Raw genomic sequence first — 14,098 nt, forward strand, 5'->3', positions numbered from 1 at the left:
AACAGGACCCTAGACAAGTCCCATCGTTGCAGGTCAGGAGCACTCTCCGCTTATTTGATCAAGCCTCGGACACTCCACCTCGCGAAAGCCCGAGGTTAGTGCCTGTTTCTGGACGCTGCATCAGCAGGTCAAAGGGTGTTAGTGGTGAGCTGGCGCCCGCGAGCCGCTACCGGACGAGGTAGCTCTCGATATGGTCGATCACCGCTGACACGGCCTGCCGGTAGGCGGTGCTCGACCGGCGGACCTGGGACAGCAGCATGCCGCCCTGGATGGCGGCCAGCAGAGCGGTGGCGAGCGCGGCGGTATCGGCGCGCTCGCTCAGCTCGCCCCGCGCCTGCATGCGTGCGAGTCCGGACCTGATGGGGCCTTCCCACCGGTCGAAGGCGGAGACGAGTCTGGTCCGCGCCGACTGATCGCTGTCGGCGAGTTCGCCGGCGAGCGAGCCGATCTCGCAGCCGCCTTCGCATCCTCTTGCGTCTTGCCGACTCCCTGCCCTGTCGCACCACTCGCGCAGGGCCTCGATGCTGTCCAGGTTGTCCAGCAGCGGACGCTGCTGGGCGAGCCGGGTGTCCGTCTGGTGGTCGATGACCGCCAGGACCAGGCCCTGCTTGTCGCCGAAGTAGTGGTAGATCTGCGACGCGCTGACCCCGGCGGCCGCCTGGATGTCCGGGATGCTCGTGCCTCCCACGCCGCGGTGGAACATCAGTTCCGCGGCGGCCTCGATGATGCGTTCGCGGGTCTTGCGGCCGCCCTTGGTGAGCCGCTGCCCCTTCGACTCTCCGGCCTTCGCTGGTGCGCTCATATGCCCACGCTACCCAAGTTGGAATTGACATTCCAACTACGCTCCACCAATGATCCTGGAAAGGTCATTCCATCCCGGGTGGCCGTCTCTTCGGACAGGTGAGTGCCATGCCCCTCGACCCCCAGATCGAGACCCTGCTCAAGAAAGTGGCCGCAGAAGGCGGACCGGCCCCCGAAACCCTGACGGTGGCGGAGAACCGGGCGTTCGGGCGCGCCTTCGGCGCCCTGGCCGGCTATCCCGTACCGGTCGCCGACGTCCGGGACACCACGGTGCCTGCCGACGGCCGCGACATACCCGTCCGCATCTACCGGCCCTTCACTCAGCCGGGCGCCGGGCCACTGCCCATAACGCTCTTCTTCCACGGCGGCGGATGGGTCTTCGGTGACCTGGACACTCAGGACAACATCGCCCGCACCGTGACCAGCCGCTCCGGCACGATCGTGGTCTCCGTTGACTACCGGCTGGCACCCGAGCACCGCTTCCCGGCCGCGGTCGACGACGCCTGCGCCGCGCTGACCTGGGTTGCGGACAACGCCCCCGGCTTCGGGGGCGACGGAGAGCGCATCGCCGTGTTCGGCGAGAGCGCCGGCGGGAACCTTGCCGCGGTTCTCGCACAGGAATCCCTGCGCCGCGGGGGACCTCGCATCATGCTTCAGGTGCTCGCCTACCCGGCGGTCGACCGGTTCGACGACAGCCCCTCGATGTACGAGAACATGGCGGGCCCGGTCCTCTCCCGTTCCTACCTCGAGTGGTTCTGGGGTGCCTACCTCAGCACCCCGGACCAGGGCGCCGACCCGCGGGTCTCGCCGGCACGCTCCCAGGAACTGGCCGGACTTGCTCCTGCCGTCATCGCCACCGCCGAGAACGACCCCCTGCGCGACCAGAGCGCCCACTATGCCCGCAAGCTGGCCGACGCCGGCGTGCCGGTCCAGCACCTCCCGGTCGAGGGAGCCGTTCACGGCTTCCTCTCGTTCACCGGCTCGGTGCAACTCTCGCGGGACGTACTGAACCAGCTCGCGGACGCGGTGGCCACAGCCTTCAACTGACCTGGCCTGTGCGGCAGACCCTGTGAACCATAGGGCGGCTGACATGCCCCCTGACCGACCGATCCACATAGAGCTACGGATCAGAAGGCTTCTGACATCCACGGCTGACATCAACGACACCGGACGGGGACGTACACCAACAACCCTGTCCGGCCATCGCACCAGTCGAGTACGGCGTCCAAAGCGGGCAGTGACCGAACTCCTGAAGCGGGTGTCGCAGGTTCGAATCCTGCCGGGGGCACAGAGAGAAGGGCCGGCTCAGGAAGGGTTTCCTCCCGGGTCGGCCCTTCGTCGTGTCCGGGGTCGTGCAGCTCTGAGCTTCCCAAGCTGAGGTCCCCGGTATGCCGGCGCAGACGGAGCCGTAAGGTTCCCTCATGGTGACTGCGACTGTCCGCGAGTGGCACGACGAGGAAGGGTGGGGCGTGCTCGACTCCCCCGAGACTCCCGGCGGATGTTGGGGCCACTTCTCCCACATCCAAGTGAAGGGCTTCCGAACGCTGTCGCCGGGACAGCAAGTAGATCTCCAGTGGGAAGCCCCTGGCTTCAAACAGGACGGGTACAGCTACCGTGCCGTGAACATCGTTCCTCGACCCGCCTGACATCACCAGCCGACATCAACGACAACGGACGATGGCGCACCGAAGCGGCCACGATCGGGCCCACGAGCGACCGCTGAGCCCCGTTTCGGCACGTCGTGCGCCAAGGTGATCGAAATCCTGAAGCGGGTGTCGCAGGTTCGAATCCTGCCGGGGGCACAACGAGAAGGGCCAGCTCAGGAGGGATTTCCTCCCAGGCTGGCCCTTCGGTGTTTCAGGGGTCGTGCCACAGGCGTGTCACTACGTGGAGGCGGCGCGCTGGAAGCGACCAGTGACGGTAGGTTGCACAGCGAAGCACCCAGCCCGTTAGCACGATGGCCGAGTGCTCGGCTCCGAACATCAAAGCCGCTAGCTCACAGCTCCCGGTCCGAGGCGTAGAGCAGCCACGGACTCGGTGAGACCCGATCTCTCCAGCTGACCCAACACGTCCTCGAAGGTCTGCGGCGGACGGCGCCGAGAAGTGGCAATCTCCTGGACACAGGCGTACACGACACGATCGTCCAGCCCTATGAGGTCCATTATGAACTCATCGGCCTCTTTCCGTTCGATACCCCAGTTGTTGAGGTAGTCCGGCGGGAAGTCCTTGCGATTGTTCGTGACGATCACCTGGGCGCCGGCTTGGATGGCCGCAGCTAACACGTGGCGGTCGTCCGGGTCTGGGAGCTTGAGCCCCTCTATAAGGGGCTCAAAGCCCGTAACCAGGCAGTCGCGGATGGCCCCGTTCATGAGAGCCCTCCGACGCTGCAACTTGGCGGGACTGATGCCGTAGTCCTGTGCGATGTTCCGATCGACCTCATCGAGGATCATGTCAGTCCATCTGGCCCGCACAAAACCATTCAAACTGACACGGATCAACAGATCACGCAGCGTGTTCGGGTACAGGACACACGCGTCGTAGATCACGACAAATGCCATGTCAGAGAAGTCCCAGCTCCTGGTCCAGCTCCATCAGCTCGTCGGCTGCCTCCTTGCGCTTTGCGTCGTCTTCACGCAAGTACTGGCGCAAGTCTGCGAAACGGATGCGGCGATGACGTCCCACGAGCTTGTAAGGGATCTCGCCAGACTCCAGGAGCCCGATCAAGTACGGACGGGAAACGTTCAGCATGTCGGCGGCCTGCTGAGTCGTCAGCACCGCGTCGACAGGCATGATCTGCACGCCCTGCCCGTTGGCAAGAGCAGCCAGCATCGACGCGAACATCTCTGCCACCGGTCGCGGCAGCACGAGAGCTTCGTCGGTTGCGCCGGTTTCCAGGTGGACCTGGATGTCCTCGTTACTGTGAGCTGTGCGCGACAGGTAGTCGTTGATGCGTCGGAGTGCCCGCTGTGCGTCGCGCGCATCGACCACGCCCGGTTCGATCTTCCTGCCCATGGCAGTACCCATAGCGTCCCTCCATTACCCTATTCGCATTATTCGCAACAGACGAAGCGAACGCAAGCCGCTCTGGGGTAACGTCCCCGATTGACTGAAGTTCACTCGGTCGGTCTGCCTCTCCTGCCCTGGCACGGGCACGAAGCGGCAGGTCAGAGCCCGGCTGGCACGGTCATGCGGTCCGTCGCATACAGGCCAGCCCCTACGGCAGGTGCTGTCGGCAGTAGGCGCCGGCTTGGCTTCGGAGTGTCGCTTTGGCCTGTCTGAATCGTTGAGGCCCGAAGGGTGCGCGCTTGCTAGCCCCTGCCTCGGGTGCTGCACGCTTCAATGCGTCTGGAAGGACTGACCGACGGCACCCGACAACATGGCTGAGCTCGGTGGGAGTGCAGCGAGGCATACGCGCGCCTGGCCAATCGGCGCGCCCGGCGTCGGGGCTGACTGTCGTCGGCTGAGGTTCGTGCCACAACCGTGCCAGATGCAGGGGGCAGCCACGGTCAACACCGGTGCCTTGCGGTCGAGTAGCCGTCTGCTTCCCCGGCCGACGAATCCGCAGCTCAGGCCCGAGATCACCCAGCCTCTCTCCTAAAGCGGGTGTCGCAGGTTCGAATCCTGCCGGGGGCACAGCCAGAAGGGCCGGCTCAGGAGGGGGTTCCTCCCGGGCCGGCCCTTCGTCGTGTCCGGGGTCGTGCCACACGCGTGCCACTGGAGTCCACATCCCCGAGGAGCGTTCGGAGGACCAGTGACCGCACCCGTGCCTGGTGGCTACTCAGTAATCGCTCGCCACTACATCGAAGAGGCACGCGACGACCGCGACCACACAGGGAACGGCGATGGTGATCAGCACACAGCCGAGCGCTCCTGCAGTCCAGGCGATCGCTGACCGGCCGGACCGTGTCGCTCGTCCGGCTCGCTGGACTGCTTTGTGCAGTCACTGTCGTCGTACCAGCCGCGATCAGCCATGATTCCGCCTCTGGCGGACCCTGCAGCCCGCCGTCTCGCCGTAGATGGGTGGTGCCTGACCGATAGAGAAGGCCATGGTGTGTGCGTCCCCCTTACTCAACAGGGGCGTTTCCTCCACTGCTGCGGATCATGGTCCCGAGCCGATCGGCGATGGCCCGGTCGCTGGTCATCTGCTGGTAGACCGGTGCGGCCCGGGAACTGCTGTGCCCCATGCGAGTCATCAGCTCCCGCGTGCTGGCCCCAGCCGTCGAGCCCGGCTGCGCTCCTGCATCCGGCCCGCTCCGCGCACGCTACGCCGACGCGCGCCCACGACGAGATGGGGCCGGGCTGCAAGGCGAGTACCGCGCGGCCGGGGCCGCGGTGAAGGACATGCCTCCGGCGGGGGCGCTCAGGCTCCGAAATGGCGGGGGCGCCGCTCGCGGGTGCCGGCCGAGTGTGGCGGGCGCGGGGAGCTCCCATCCCGTCTGCCGTCGACCCAGGCGGACGGGATGGGGGCTGGGGTGAATGAGGGCTGGGGTGAATGGGGGCTGGGGTGAATGGGGGCTGGGGTGAGTGGTGGCCTGGGAAGTCCTGGAAGCTCCGTCGTCCTGGGTCCTGTTCGGGTGGACCGTGATGAGATGGTGCCGTGAGCCGCGCTGCAGAAGAGACCAATCGCCGTATGCTCCGAGCGCGTGACGTGATGGACCGCGACTACGCGCAGCCGCTGGACGTCCCCGCCCTGGCCCGCGTCGCACACGTGTCGCAGGCCCACTTCACGCGTACCTTCCGGGCCACGTTCGGTGAGACACCCCACCGCTACCTGCAGCGTCGCCGCGTGGAACGGGCGATGTTCCTGCTGCGGGAGACCGACCACAGCGTGACGGACATCAGTTTCGAGGTCGGCTTCACCAGCCCGGGCACCTTCAGCCGGACGTTCCGCGACATCGTCGGCCGGTCGCCCCGGACGTACCGCAAGGAAGCGGTTGCCGTGGGCGTGCCGACGTGCTTCACGATGGCGTGGACCCGGCCGCATGCCTGACCGATCGACAGAACGTCTTGTCCGCTGAGCAGTTTTGGATAAGTTTTCGTCCTGGCCGATCACTAGTGTCAGTGTCATGTTCAACGCCATCACGCAGTCACAGATATACGTCCTCGACCAGAACGAGGCCATCGACTTCTACGTCGGCAAGCTCGGCCTGGAAATCACCGCAGACGTCGACATGGGTTTCATGCGGTGGTTGACCGTCGGCGTACCGGGTCGCCCCGAGCGACAGATCCTTCTGGAGAAGCCGGGTGCGCCGGCGATGTCGGAGGAGACGGCGGAGCAGGTGCGCGAGCTGGTGACCAAGGGGGCCATGGGCGGCTGGCTCATCCTCACCACGGACGACTGCCGCAAGACCTACGAGACGCTGCTCGAGAAGGGGGTGGAGTTCACCGAGGAGCCCACCGAGCGTCCGTACGGGATCGACTGCGGTCTGCGTGACCCCTTCGGCAACCGCATCCGCTTCACCCAGCCGAAGGCCTGAAGCACTCCGGCACTTCGACGTCCACGGCTGACATCAGCGAAGCCGGACGGAGTCGTACCTCAGCATCCCTGTCCGGCCGGTGCGTTACGTCTTCCTTCCCTTCCGTCGAGGTCGACACCGGTCTCATGGTCGGTGAGGCGGTCGTTCGAAGAGACACGCCAGGTCTCCGGCAGCACGGACGATTCGCACCAGGACTCGACGCAGTACCGGAAGAGATACCGCGGATACGCCGGCTCGACGTCGGTGCGGGGATCCGCCGTCATGTAGACGATGACCTCGTAGTCGCGCAGGTGGCTGGTGTATCCGTGGTGGACGACGGCGTGATCGAAGGTCTCGTCCAAGTGCTCCAGGTGGTGCGCGACCGCGTCAAGCCCGCGCACGGCGCGGGTGCGCGCGGCCTTGTCGGCGGGGCCGCCGTCTTGGCTCCGCCGGTGGCGGCCTCGCCCGGCTGCGCGCTGCGGGCAGCCGGGCGGCGGGCAGCCGGGCGGCGGGCAGCGGGCAGCGGGCAGCGGGCAAGGACGAGCAACGATCTACCGCAGGCCCACAGGGAACGCCAGGATGGCCCCCATGGGGGATTCCACCGTGCGCACGGCGTTCCGTCTATGGTGATCACGCTTTCGCCCGGGTGGTGAGTTCGGCGACGGCGTTGGTGTCGAGCAGGCAGATCACTCGGCGTCCGGCTGCTCGTCATCGGCCCGGTTGCCGCCCGGAACGGATCCGGCACACATGAGGCCGGGGAACCCTGCGCGCACCTGAGAAGCATCACGGCGCATTTCGTCAGCTCGGCGCCTTGAGAGGGATCCGGCGGATCACAGGGCACGTGCCGGGATACGCTCGCGGTCCTGGTACGGGTCGGTCATGGGCCGGCCATCTGATTCCGGGGGAATCGTGAGAACTTCAGTGCGTGGTTGCCTGCCGCGCGGGGTCGCGGGCGTGGCGTTCGTCGCCGTGCTGCTCGCCGGGGGAACGGTTGCCTGCGGAGGAGGCGCCGAAAGTGACTCCTCGGGTGGAGACCCGTCCAAAGGGACACCCGCGACGGCCGTGGCGAAGGCGGCGGCGAACTCCGAGGACATCAGGTCGCTCCACTACCGGATCACCGGGACCGTGCCGGAGAAGGGTCGTCTGGAGGCCGAGGCGTCCATGAGCACGGAACCGCCGGCCATGCGTATGCAGATGAGGACGAGCGCTGCCGGCCAGGACGGGGGCGGCCGGCTGGAGGTCCGGTTCGTCGACGAGGTGATGTACGTCGGCGGGGGTGCGGTCGGCTCCGGGAAGCCGGACGGCAAGCGCTGGTTCAGAGCCTCCCCTGCCGCTTGGGGACGCGGCGCGGTGGACAACGAGTCCCATGGCGTACTGCCCCGTCAGATCGAGGGAAGCCCTCTCGTGCAGTCCACGCTCCTGACCGGGTCCAAGGACCTGGCGATGATCGGGACCGAGACGGTCGACGGCACCAGGACCAGGCACTACAAGGGAACGGTCACCGGCGGCGGGCTGCTTGCCGCCCGTAGGGGCGCCGTGGACGAAGCGACCCGGGAACGCCTGATCGAGGGCCTCGATCAGTTCATGGGGCTGGGCGTCTCCGACACGCTCACCATGGATCTGTGGATCGACGGTGACGACCACGCCAAGCAGTTCCGCATGCGATCCGAGCCCGCCGAGGGGCAGGCCGGCACCGGCGGCGGGCCGCTCGACCTGACCGTCACCTTCCTCGCCGTCGATCGGCCCGTGTCCATCGAGACCCCGCCGGCCGAGGAGACCACCGCTCTCGCGGGCGGGGCGGCGGGCTGACGTCCGCGTGTGACCTCAACGGCGCCGGCCGCAGGCACCCGGCCGCGCGGTGACACTGCCGTACCGCGTGCTCGGTCCCCTGCCTCACCGGTCCGAGGCCGACCGCTCGGTCGGCGAAGCCTGCGAAGGCCACGAAGACTGCGAAGCCGATGAAGCCGGCGAAAAGGAGTCGAGACGTCCCTCTCTCCTGGTCGATCATGTGTTCATGCCCCTGACAGCCACCCTCGCCCGGGTCGACGCGGACCTGGCGGCCGGTCGCGTGCCCGTGGCGCGTCAGCGTCTGCGCGGACTGGTCTCCTCCTACCCGCGTGACCTGACGCTCCGCCGTCGCCTGGCGGAGGTGTATCGGCTGTACGGTGAGCCCGCGGAAGCGGGGCGCTGGATGTACCTCGAGGAGGACCGGGACGCGGACGAGACCTCCGCCTTCGAAGCGAGGTACCGGACCCCCCAGCAGCGCATGAGGGCGCTCGCGTGGCGTGGTCCCGAGTCCCTCGCCCCGTCCGGGTTCGCCGTGGAGCAGCTGGCTGCGGTGCGCACCGCCTGCTCCGAGGCCCTGGGGCACCCGGTGGACTGGGACTCGGGGCCTTCCGCCCCGGACGACGGACCGGGCACCGGAGCAGGCGGGTTCACCGGCTTCCTGGCGGGAGCCGGCTGCCTGGTGGTGTTCCTCGCGATGCTGGGGATCTGGGTGAACGGGCTGATCGCCCTCTTCGGCTGACCCGTCCGGGGCGTGGCACAGGCGTGCCGCTAGAGGGAGGAGTCCTGGTCCGGGTCGGGCGCGGACTTCGGGACGAAGAGGCTCAGGCGGAAGGTGGTCGGTCGGGTCAGGCGCCCGCAGAGCCGGTCCACCCGCGTCGCCGACCAGTCGATCCGCGTGTCCGACGCGCGGAGACGGCGGAGGTGGGCGTGCCATTCCGACTCGTCCCGGGTCTCGAAGAGCACCTCCCAGTGACCCGCTTCGGGCGCGAAGCGGGCAGCGGCCCGCCGTCCCTCGTCCCGCTGCTGTCGTCTTCTTCCGCGCTGCCCCGGCATCGGCCCAGTATCACCGACTCACCTCCCCAACGGGCCTCAGCCGCGGTCCCGTTCCACCGGGAGCCACAGTTCGGCGTCGGCCTCGGTCCCGTCCGGGGAGAGGCCGGTGCGCAGGATCTCGGGTCCAGGTCGTCGCAGACCGCGACGATGCCCTGCGGCTCCTGGTCCGAGAGTTCCTCCAGGCGTTCCCGTGTCCGCGGGCCGATCCCGCGGACGAAGTCGGTGATTGCCCGGCCCGGGTCACGCGGTGCCGGTGTCCGCCTTGTGCAGCGCGTGGGCCAGCAGCAGGACGCCCCCGGCCGCCGCCCCCACCGCTCCCACCGTCAGGAAACCGTGCTTGGAACGCCAGGACAGCACCGACCACCGGGAGTGTGCGGAGAACAGCGATCCCGTGCTCATCCATGAGCCGGTGGAGATCAGCGACAGGGAGGACCCGATCGATCCGACCGACAGGGCGCTTCCGATCGAGGCGACCGACAGGGCCGACCCGACGGATCCCACGGACAGCACCGAACCCACCGAGCCGATCGACAGCACGGAGTCCTGCGACCACAGCGACAGCACCGAACCGGAGGACGGACGACGGACCTTCTGTGCGAGTGACTTCGTCATGAGGCCATCTTGCCCGCCGGTCGTTCCCCTCGGGGGGCTCGACGGGAATCCGGCGGGACACGGACCGCACGGCCGGCCGACATGAGAGCCCCGCGAGGGGGCATTCGGACAAGCAAGTCAAGAGTAAGGAAACTGCGGCCCGTTCGGTCCGTGCAACCGACAACCGGGAGTATCCCATGACGAGTTACGGCAGCTCTTCCGCCGCGTCCTCCGGCTCGCGCACCAACGGCCTGGCGATCGCGAGCCTGTGCTGCGGCGTCGTCGGCCTGTTCGTCCTGAACATCATCCTGGGCCCGCTGGCCATCGTCTTCGGTGCCGTCGCGCGCCGCCAGGCGGCCGGGAACGGCGCCGGGATGGCGAAGGCGGGCATCGTCCTCGGCGTCGTCGACGTGGTCCTGTGGCTCGTGCTGCTGCTCGTCGCCGCGAACAACGGCGGGTTCGGCTGGTACGTGGGCGGCTAGTGGCCCGGCGGGAGGACGAGCGCGGCGTGCGGGTGGGTACCGGGTACCCACCCGCATAGCTCGTGCCGGCCGGGGCGCCGCACGTCGGGGCCGTCGCCCCGGCCGTCTCCGGGCCGGGCACCCGGCAGGCCCGCGCGGCCACGTGGCCGACCACGGACAGGCCCGCGATCTGGTGCGCCGGCTCATGGCGGGGCTCCCCCGGGCAGCCATCCGGTGATCGGTGACCGTACGGTCACCAGCGAGGGCACGATCGCCGCGTCCGAGGCGTACGACTCCAGTGGCGCCGTGCCGTACCACGTGCGCGGCGTCGAGGAGATCGCCGGGTTCTTCGACGGGCCGGAACCGGTCGAGCCGGGCGTCGTGCGGGTACCCCGGTGGCGGCCGGACGGGGACGGCGGCGACGCGGCGTCCGTGGACGCGTACTGCGGTGTGGGCCGCAAGCCCTGACCACCGGGCGGCACGGCGGGGAACCCGGGCGCCCCGGGACTAGGCTCCCGTCCATGACGATTTCGGAGAACAACGGCGCCTCTCCCCTCGACGTCGAGATCGGCGCGCTGAACGGCGGCTCCGCCGGGCTCGCCCAGTACGCGGGGCGGGCCGTGCTCGTGGTGAACGTGGCCTCCAAGTGCGGGCTGACCCCGCAGTACGCCGGTCTCGAGCGGCTGCACGAGCGGTACGCGGAGCAGGGCTTCACCGTGCTCGGCGTGCCCTGCAACCAGTTCCTCGGGCAGGAGCCGGGCAGCGCGGAGGAGATCGCCGAGTTCTGCTCGGCGACGTACGGCGTGACCTTCCCGATGACCGAGAAGATCGAGGTCAACGGGGAGGGGCGGCACGCCCTGTACGAGCGGCTGACCGGCTTCGCCGACGCGGAGGGGCACAGCGGGGACATCCGCTGGAACTTCGAGAAGTTCCTGATCGGGCGGGACGGCGAGGTCGTCGCCCGGTTCGCGCCGCAGACCGAGCCGGAGTCGGCCGAGGTCGTGGCGGCGGTGGAGAAGGCGATCGGCTGACCGTCGGCCTTGCCCCCGGGGCCCGGGGACGGCGGTGCGGGTGGAGCCGAGAGGGCGCGGGCCGGGCCCTCTCGGCGGGGACGGCGAACCGGTCGAGAGGGCCCCGTCGGCGGTGCGCACGGCGGTCCGGTGACGCCCGGGGGCGGTCGCCGGACCGGTCAGCTCTTGACCGAGGCCACGAAGGCGCTCCACGCGTCCGCGGGGAAGGCCAGCTTCGGACCCTCGGGGACCTTGGTGTCCCCGAGTTCCAGCGCCGCCTCGCTGGTCGACCTGACCATCACGCACGCGCCGTTGTTGTTGGTGTAGGAGGACGTCGTCCACGTTTCCGTGGCGCCCAGACGAATTGCCATGTTCGCTCCGTAGCCAGATGCTGAGTTGCTGTCACCGGCCTGCGCGTTCCGGCGTGGACCCGCAGAACGGATGTCGCCGACCCCCGCTGGTGGTTGGCGTGATCGACGCTACTCGCCCTCATCGTGCTTCGGAGCAATCGTTCACTCGACCGAGTGGCATATACCAGGTGAGACTTCCAGCCCGACATATCAGCGGTGTAACATCCCGCCGCCTCCCGGTCGGTGCTCAGCGCGCGTAGTCCTTCGCGAGGCGCTCGACGAGCTGCCGGGACTGGTCCACGTTCAGTGACTGGGCCCGCAGGTGCTCGTACATCACTGTGTACTTCTGCACGTCGTGCGGCTTCTCCAGGTACAGGTCGCTGGTGACGCCCTCGATGTAGACGACGCTGGAGTCGGCCGCGTCGGCGAACTCCAGGATCGAGTACTGGCCGTTGATGCCGGCGTGCGCGCCGACCTCGAACGGCAGCACCTGCACGGTGATGTGCGGCAGTCGGGAGAGCTCCATGACGTGCTCCAGCTGTTCCCGCATCACCTGCCGGCTCCCGACGACCCGGTGCAGCGACGCCTCGTCCAGCACCACCCACAGCCGCAGCGGGTCCTTCTCGGCGGTGATCCGGCCCTGCCTGCGCAGCCGGACCTCGACCCGCTTGTCGTTGTCCTGCCCGGACGACTCCGGCGAACCGCCCTGGACGATCGCCTCGGCGTACGCGCGGGTCTGCAGCAGGCCGGTGATGATCTGGGGTTCGTAGACGCGGAGCGACTCCGCGTCCGTCTCCAGACCGATGTAGACGCTGTACGGGATGTCGCCGAAGGCGTGCCACCAGCCCTGCTGGCGCGAGTCCTTGGCCATCTGCATCAGCGACTCGACGACCCGCTGGTCCTCCACCTCGTAGACCCCGCACAGATCGCGGACGTCACGCTGGCTGATGCTGCGCCTGCCGTTCTCCAGGCGGCTGATCTTCGACTGCGACACCAGCAGCCGTTCCGCCACTTCCTCGGCGGTCATGCCCTTGACCTCGCGGAGCCGGCGCAGTTCCTGGCCCAGCCGGCGTCGCCTGACGGTGGGATTGACATTGGACGCCACGGGACGTGCACCTCCGGCTGCGTGCCTCGTACTTGCCACTTTGCGTGTCTGCTGTGGAGCAGACTGCCACCAAGGCGCTTCCCGTCGCTGGGAAATGGTGGATATACGACGGGCACACGCCGCTTCGCGGTGTGGTGGCGGGTGTGGGCGCGCGCCGGGGCCGGCCGCGGGTGCGCCGAGCGGGGGGGGGGGGGGCCCCGGGGGGGGCCCCCCCCCCCCCGGCGGCCGCCCCCCCCGGCCGGGGGGGGGGGGGGGGGGGGGGGGGGGGGGGGGGGGGGGGGGGGGGGGGGGCGGCGGGGGGGGGGGGGGGGGGGGGGGGGGGGGGGGGGGGCCCGCCGGGGGGCCCCCCCCCCCCCCCGCTCGGACTGCGGCTCCCGTGACCGGGTCTGTGGGCCGTGGATCCGTCGGCCGTGCCGTGCCGCTGGTGCCGGGGGACGTACGGCTCAGTGGACCGCGGCGCGTGCCATGGATCCGCGGTGCGGTTGCGCCGGAACGCCTCGGGCGGGTTCCGGTGCGCCCCGGCCGCCGGCGGGGGCCTGCCGGCCTGCCGGAGCGGGGCTGCGGCGCGGCTGGGCCGCCACGCCGTTCTGGACGTCCATCACGGCGTGCGCGACGAGTCCGCCCATCGGGTCGTGCCGGATCAGGTCCCGCAACCGGGAACGCGAGGAGCGTCCCTCGTTCCCCGGGTACAGGTGCTTGCCGAGGCCGACCGCGTGCGCCAGTGCGGCGAGCGCCGCGGTCCGCGGGTCCGGCGGGACGCCGGTGCGGATCGCGGAGTCCAGCCGGGCCCTGATCTCCCGGCTGATCTCGGTGTCCGTCGCCTGGTAGCGAGTCGTCGGCAGCACCCCGCACATCTGTCCGGCCACGGCGTGCACCATGCCGCACCGCTCCAGATGCGAGAGGTAGGTCTGGCGCAGCCCGAGACGCGGCCCGCCGATCCAGTGGACCGCCCGTACCGGAGCGCCGCGCCTTCGCAGCAACTCCAACGCGCAGTCCAGTGTTGGGTCTCCAGTCGGCCGTGGCACCACCACGGCGATACGATCCCCGTCTGGGGCTATCCGTCCGGCCATCGCCAGCTCCACTAGCTGTGCTCCGGCCAGACCCAGGTCGAGCGACTGCGGCTGTGCAGTGGTACCCGTGGTCGGGTCCAGTGCCAGCAGCAGAAGCTCCTCCGGAAGTGTTCTGCGGCTCCTGCCCATCCATGCCTCCCCGCGTGGATGAATGACAGGGTGACCCCTCTCACATTGGTCTGTCGAGAGTGCGTGACCGGTTCGTAGTGGAACCAGTGAGTATGTCGTTCTCGTCTACCACGTGGGGCGGGCCCGCACACAGGACACTGGTACATGGTTCGGACAGCGCTGCGGAGCGTCGTCACGGGCGGGCGGTTCACGGTTCGGTTGGCGCACGCGGGGCGTGCGGCACATGGAGGAGGCATCGGTGGCGGGCGAGTCCCCCGACAGGTCGAAGCAGCGCGAGTCGTCGG

The 14,098-nt window shown here is 69.1% G+C and carries 17 protein-coding genes and 1 pseudogene; 9 read left to right on the forward strand and 9 right to left on the reverse strand.

Translation table 11 applies throughout. The features are described 5' to 3' along the window. Positions 1 to 166: 166 nt before the first annotated feature. Positions 167 to 802 (reverse strand): TetR/AcrR family transcriptional regulator, encoded by a 636-nt coding sequence (locus tag ACFY3N_RS21720; RefSeq protein ID WP_390818335.1) that lies wholly within the window; start codon positions 800 to 802, stop codon positions 167 to 169. Positions 803 to 909: 107 nt separating this feature from the next. On the opposite strand from ACFY3N_RS21720, the gene ACFY3N_RS21725 reads away from it, so the two are divergent. After that, positions 910 to 1,848, forward strand: a complete 939-nt coding sequence (locus ACFY3N_RS21725; RefSeq protein WP_390818336.1) for an alpha/beta hydrolase — start codon at positions 910 to 912, stop codon at positions 1,846 to 1,848. Between the two features lie 374 nt (positions 1,849 to 2,222). Next, a complete protein-coding gene (locus ACFY3N_RS21730; protein ID WP_081236054.1) occupies positions 2,223 to 2,447 on the forward strand; it encodes a cold shock domain-containing protein in 225 nt (74 codons plus the stop codon). A 345-nt stretch (positions 2,448 to 2,792) separates the two neighbouring features. On the opposite strand, the gene ACFY3N_RS21735 is transcribed toward ACFY3N_RS21730, so the two are convergent. Together ACFY3N_RS21735 and ACFY3N_RS21740 are read right to left on the reverse strand one after the other, a co-directional pair. Then, positions 2,793 to 3,347, reverse strand: coding sequence for a PIN domain-containing protein (locus ACFY3N_RS21735; protein ID WP_390818337.1), 555 nt, complete (start codon positions 3,345 to 3,347; stop codon positions 2,793 to 2,795). Between the two features lie 13 nt (positions 3,348 to 3,360). Beyond that, the gene (locus tag ACFY3N_RS21740) at positions 3,361 to 3,825 is read right to left on the reverse strand and encodes a helix-turn-helix domain-containing protein (protein ID WP_390818338.1); all 465 of its coding nucleotides are present in this window, start codon (positions 3,823 to 3,825) and stop codon (positions 3,361 to 3,363) included. A 1,606-nt stretch (positions 3,826 to 5,431) separates the two neighbouring features. On the opposite strand from ACFY3N_RS21740, the gene ACFY3N_RS21745 reads away from it, so the two are divergent. Together ACFY3N_RS21745 and ACFY3N_RS21750 are read left to right on the forward strand one after the other, a co-directional pair. Next, complete coding sequence (locus tag ACFY3N_RS21745; RefSeq protein ID WP_390818339.1) at positions 5,432 to 5,791, forward strand: helix-turn-helix domain-containing protein; 360 nt, start codon at positions 5,432 to 5,434, stop codon at positions 5,789 to 5,791. A gap of 76 nt (positions 5,792 to 5,867) precedes the next feature. Beyond that, complete coding sequence (locus ACFY3N_RS21750; RefSeq protein ID WP_166025966.1) at positions 5,868 to 6,278, forward strand: VOC family protein; 411 nt, start codon at positions 5,868 to 5,870, stop codon at positions 6,276 to 6,278. A gap of 59 nt (positions 6,279 to 6,337) precedes the next feature. Here the strand turns inward: ACFY3N_RS21750 and ACFY3N_RS21755 are convergent, their stop codons facing one another. After that, entirely contained in the window at positions 6,338 to 6,658 is a 321-nt protein-coding gene (locus tag ACFY3N_RS21755) for a hypothetical protein (RefSeq protein WP_390818340.1), read from the reverse strand. Positions 6,659 to 7,319: 661 nt separating this feature from the next. Between ACFY3N_RS21755 and ACFY3N_RS21760 the strand changes: the two genes are divergently transcribed. Both ACFY3N_RS21760 and ACFY3N_RS21765 read left to right on the forward strand, forming a co-directional pair. After that, the gene (locus ACFY3N_RS21760) at positions 7,320 to 8,066 is read left to right on the forward strand and encodes a hypothetical protein (protein WP_390818341.1); all 747 of its coding nucleotides are present in this window, start codon (positions 7,320 to 7,322) and stop codon (positions 8,064 to 8,066) included. A gap of 205 nt (positions 8,067 to 8,271) precedes the next feature. After that, the gene (locus ACFY3N_RS21765; protein ID WP_390818342.1) at positions 8,272 to 8,784 is read left to right on the forward strand and encodes a DUF6584 family protein; all 513 of its coding nucleotides are present in this window, start codon (positions 8,272 to 8,274) and stop codon (positions 8,782 to 8,784) included. A gap of 29 nt (positions 8,785 to 8,813) precedes the next feature. On the opposite strand, the gene ACFY3N_RS21770 is transcribed toward ACFY3N_RS21765, so the two are convergent. Together ACFY3N_RS21770 and ACFY3N_RS21775 are read right to left on the reverse strand one after the other, a co-directional pair. Continuing rightward, on the reverse strand, positions 8,814 to 9,098 hold the full coding sequence (locus ACFY3N_RS21770) for a hypothetical protein (RefSeq protein WP_390818343.1): 285 nt from the start codon (positions 9,096 to 9,098) through the stop codon (positions 8,814 to 8,816). 240 nt (positions 9,099 to 9,338) lie between these two features. Beyond that, positions 9,339 to 9,710: a hypothetical protein gene (locus ACFY3N_RS21775; protein WP_390818344.1), complete on the reverse strand. Its 372-nt coding sequence runs from the start codon at positions 9,708 to 9,710 to the stop codon at positions 9,339 to 9,341. A gap of 176 nt (positions 9,711 to 9,886) precedes the next feature. On the opposite strand from ACFY3N_RS21775, the gene ACFY3N_RS21780 reads away from it, so the two are divergent. From ACFY3N_RS21780 to ACFY3N_RS21790, 3 genes and pseudogenes are all read left to right on the forward strand, one after another. Further along, entirely contained in the window at positions 9,887 to 10,171 is a 285-nt protein-coding gene (locus tag ACFY3N_RS21780) for a DUF4190 domain-containing protein (RefSeq protein WP_390818345.1), read from the forward strand. Positions 10,172 to 10,307: 136 nt separating this feature from the next. Continuing rightward, positions 10,308 to 10,618, forward strand: a pseudogene (locus tag ACFY3N_RS21785) (SAM-dependent methyltransferase); the annotation flags it as partial. 53 nt (positions 10,619 to 10,671) lie between these two features. Then, complete coding sequence (locus ACFY3N_RS21790; protein ID WP_390818346.1) at positions 10,672 to 11,181, forward strand: glutathione peroxidase; 510 nt, start codon at positions 10,672 to 10,674, stop codon at positions 11,179 to 11,181. 158 nt (positions 11,182 to 11,339) lie between these two features. Here ACFY3N_RS21790 and ACFY3N_RS21795 read toward each other — a convergent pair whose 3' ends face one another. The 3 genes from ACFY3N_RS21795 to ACFY3N_RS21805 form a co-directional block, all read right to left on the reverse strand. Next, on the reverse strand, positions 11,340 to 11,531 hold the full coding sequence (locus ACFY3N_RS21795) for a DUF397 domain-containing protein (RefSeq protein WP_390818347.1): 192 nt from the start codon (positions 11,529 to 11,531) through the stop codon (positions 11,340 to 11,342). A 226-nt stretch (positions 11,532 to 11,757) separates the two neighbouring features. Beyond that, entirely contained in the window at positions 11,758 to 12,615 is an 858-nt protein-coding gene (locus ACFY3N_RS21800) for a helix-turn-helix domain-containing protein (RefSeq protein ID WP_390818348.1), read from the reverse strand. Positions 12,616 to 13,058: 443 nt separating this feature from the next. Continuing rightward, entirely contained in the window at positions 13,059 to 13,814 is a 756-nt protein-coding gene (locus tag ACFY3N_RS21805; RefSeq protein ID WP_390818349.1) for a GPP34 family phosphoprotein, read from the reverse strand. Positions 13,815 to 14,098 lie beyond the last annotated feature (284 nt).

This window comes from Streptomyces sp. NPDC000348 (genome assembly GCF_042898795.1).
Taxonomy (GTDB): domain Bacteria; phylum Actinomycetota; class Actinomycetes; order Streptomycetales; family Streptomycetaceae; genus Streptomyces.

Bases quoted from the DNA above. Each gene is read 5' to 3' on its own strand.
- ACFY3N_RS21720 (WP_390818335.1), bottom strand. From the start codon at position 802: ATGAGCGCACCAGCGAAGGCCGGAGAGTCGAAGGGGCAGCGGCTCACC.
- ACFY3N_RS21725 (WP_390818336.1), top strand. From the start codon at position 910: ATGCCCCTCGACCCCCAGATCGAGACCCTGCTCAAGAAAGTGGCCGCA.
- ACFY3N_RS21730 (WP_081236054.1), top strand. From the start codon at position 2,223: ATGGTGACTGCGACTGTCCGCGAGTGGCACGACGAGGAAGGGTGGGGC.
- ACFY3N_RS21740 (WP_390818338.1), bottom strand. From the start codon at position 3,825: ATGGGTACTGCCATGGGCAGGAAGATCGAACCGGGCGTGGTCGATGCG.
- ACFY3N_RS21745 (WP_390818339.1), top strand. From the start codon at position 5,432: ATGCTCCGAGCGCGTGACGTGATGGACCGCGACTACGCGCAGCCGCTG.
- ACFY3N_RS21750 (WP_166025966.1), top strand. From the start codon at position 5,868: ATGTTCAACGCCATCACGCAGTCACAGATATACGTCCTCGACCAGAAC.
- ACFY3N_RS21765 (WP_390818342.1), top strand. From the start codon at position 8,272: ATGCCCCTGACAGCCACCCTCGCCCGGGTCGACGCGGACCTGGCGGCC.
- ACFY3N_RS21770 (WP_390818343.1), bottom strand. From the start codon at position 9,098: ATGCCGGGGCAGCGCGGAAGAAGACGACAGCAGCGGGACGAGGGACGG.
- ACFY3N_RS21775 (WP_390818344.1), bottom strand. From the start codon at position 9,710: ATGACGAAGTCACTCGCACAGAAGGTCCGTCGTCCGTCCTCCGGTTCG.
- ACFY3N_RS21780 (WP_390818345.1), top strand. From the start codon at position 9,887: ATGACGAGTTACGGCAGCTCTTCCGCCGCGTCCTCCGGCTCGCGCACC.
- ACFY3N_RS21790 (WP_390818346.1), top strand. From the start codon at position 10,672: ATGACGATTTCGGAGAACAACGGCGCCTCTCCCCTCGACGTCGAGATC.
- ACFY3N_RS21795 (WP_390818347.1), bottom strand. From the start codon at position 11,531: ATGGCAATTCGTCTGGGCGCCACGGAAACGTGGACGACGTCCTCCTAC.
- ACFY3N_RS21805 (WP_390818349.1), bottom strand. From the start codon at position 13,814: ATGGGCAGGAGCCGCAGAACACTTCCGGAGGAGCTTCTGCTGCTGGCA.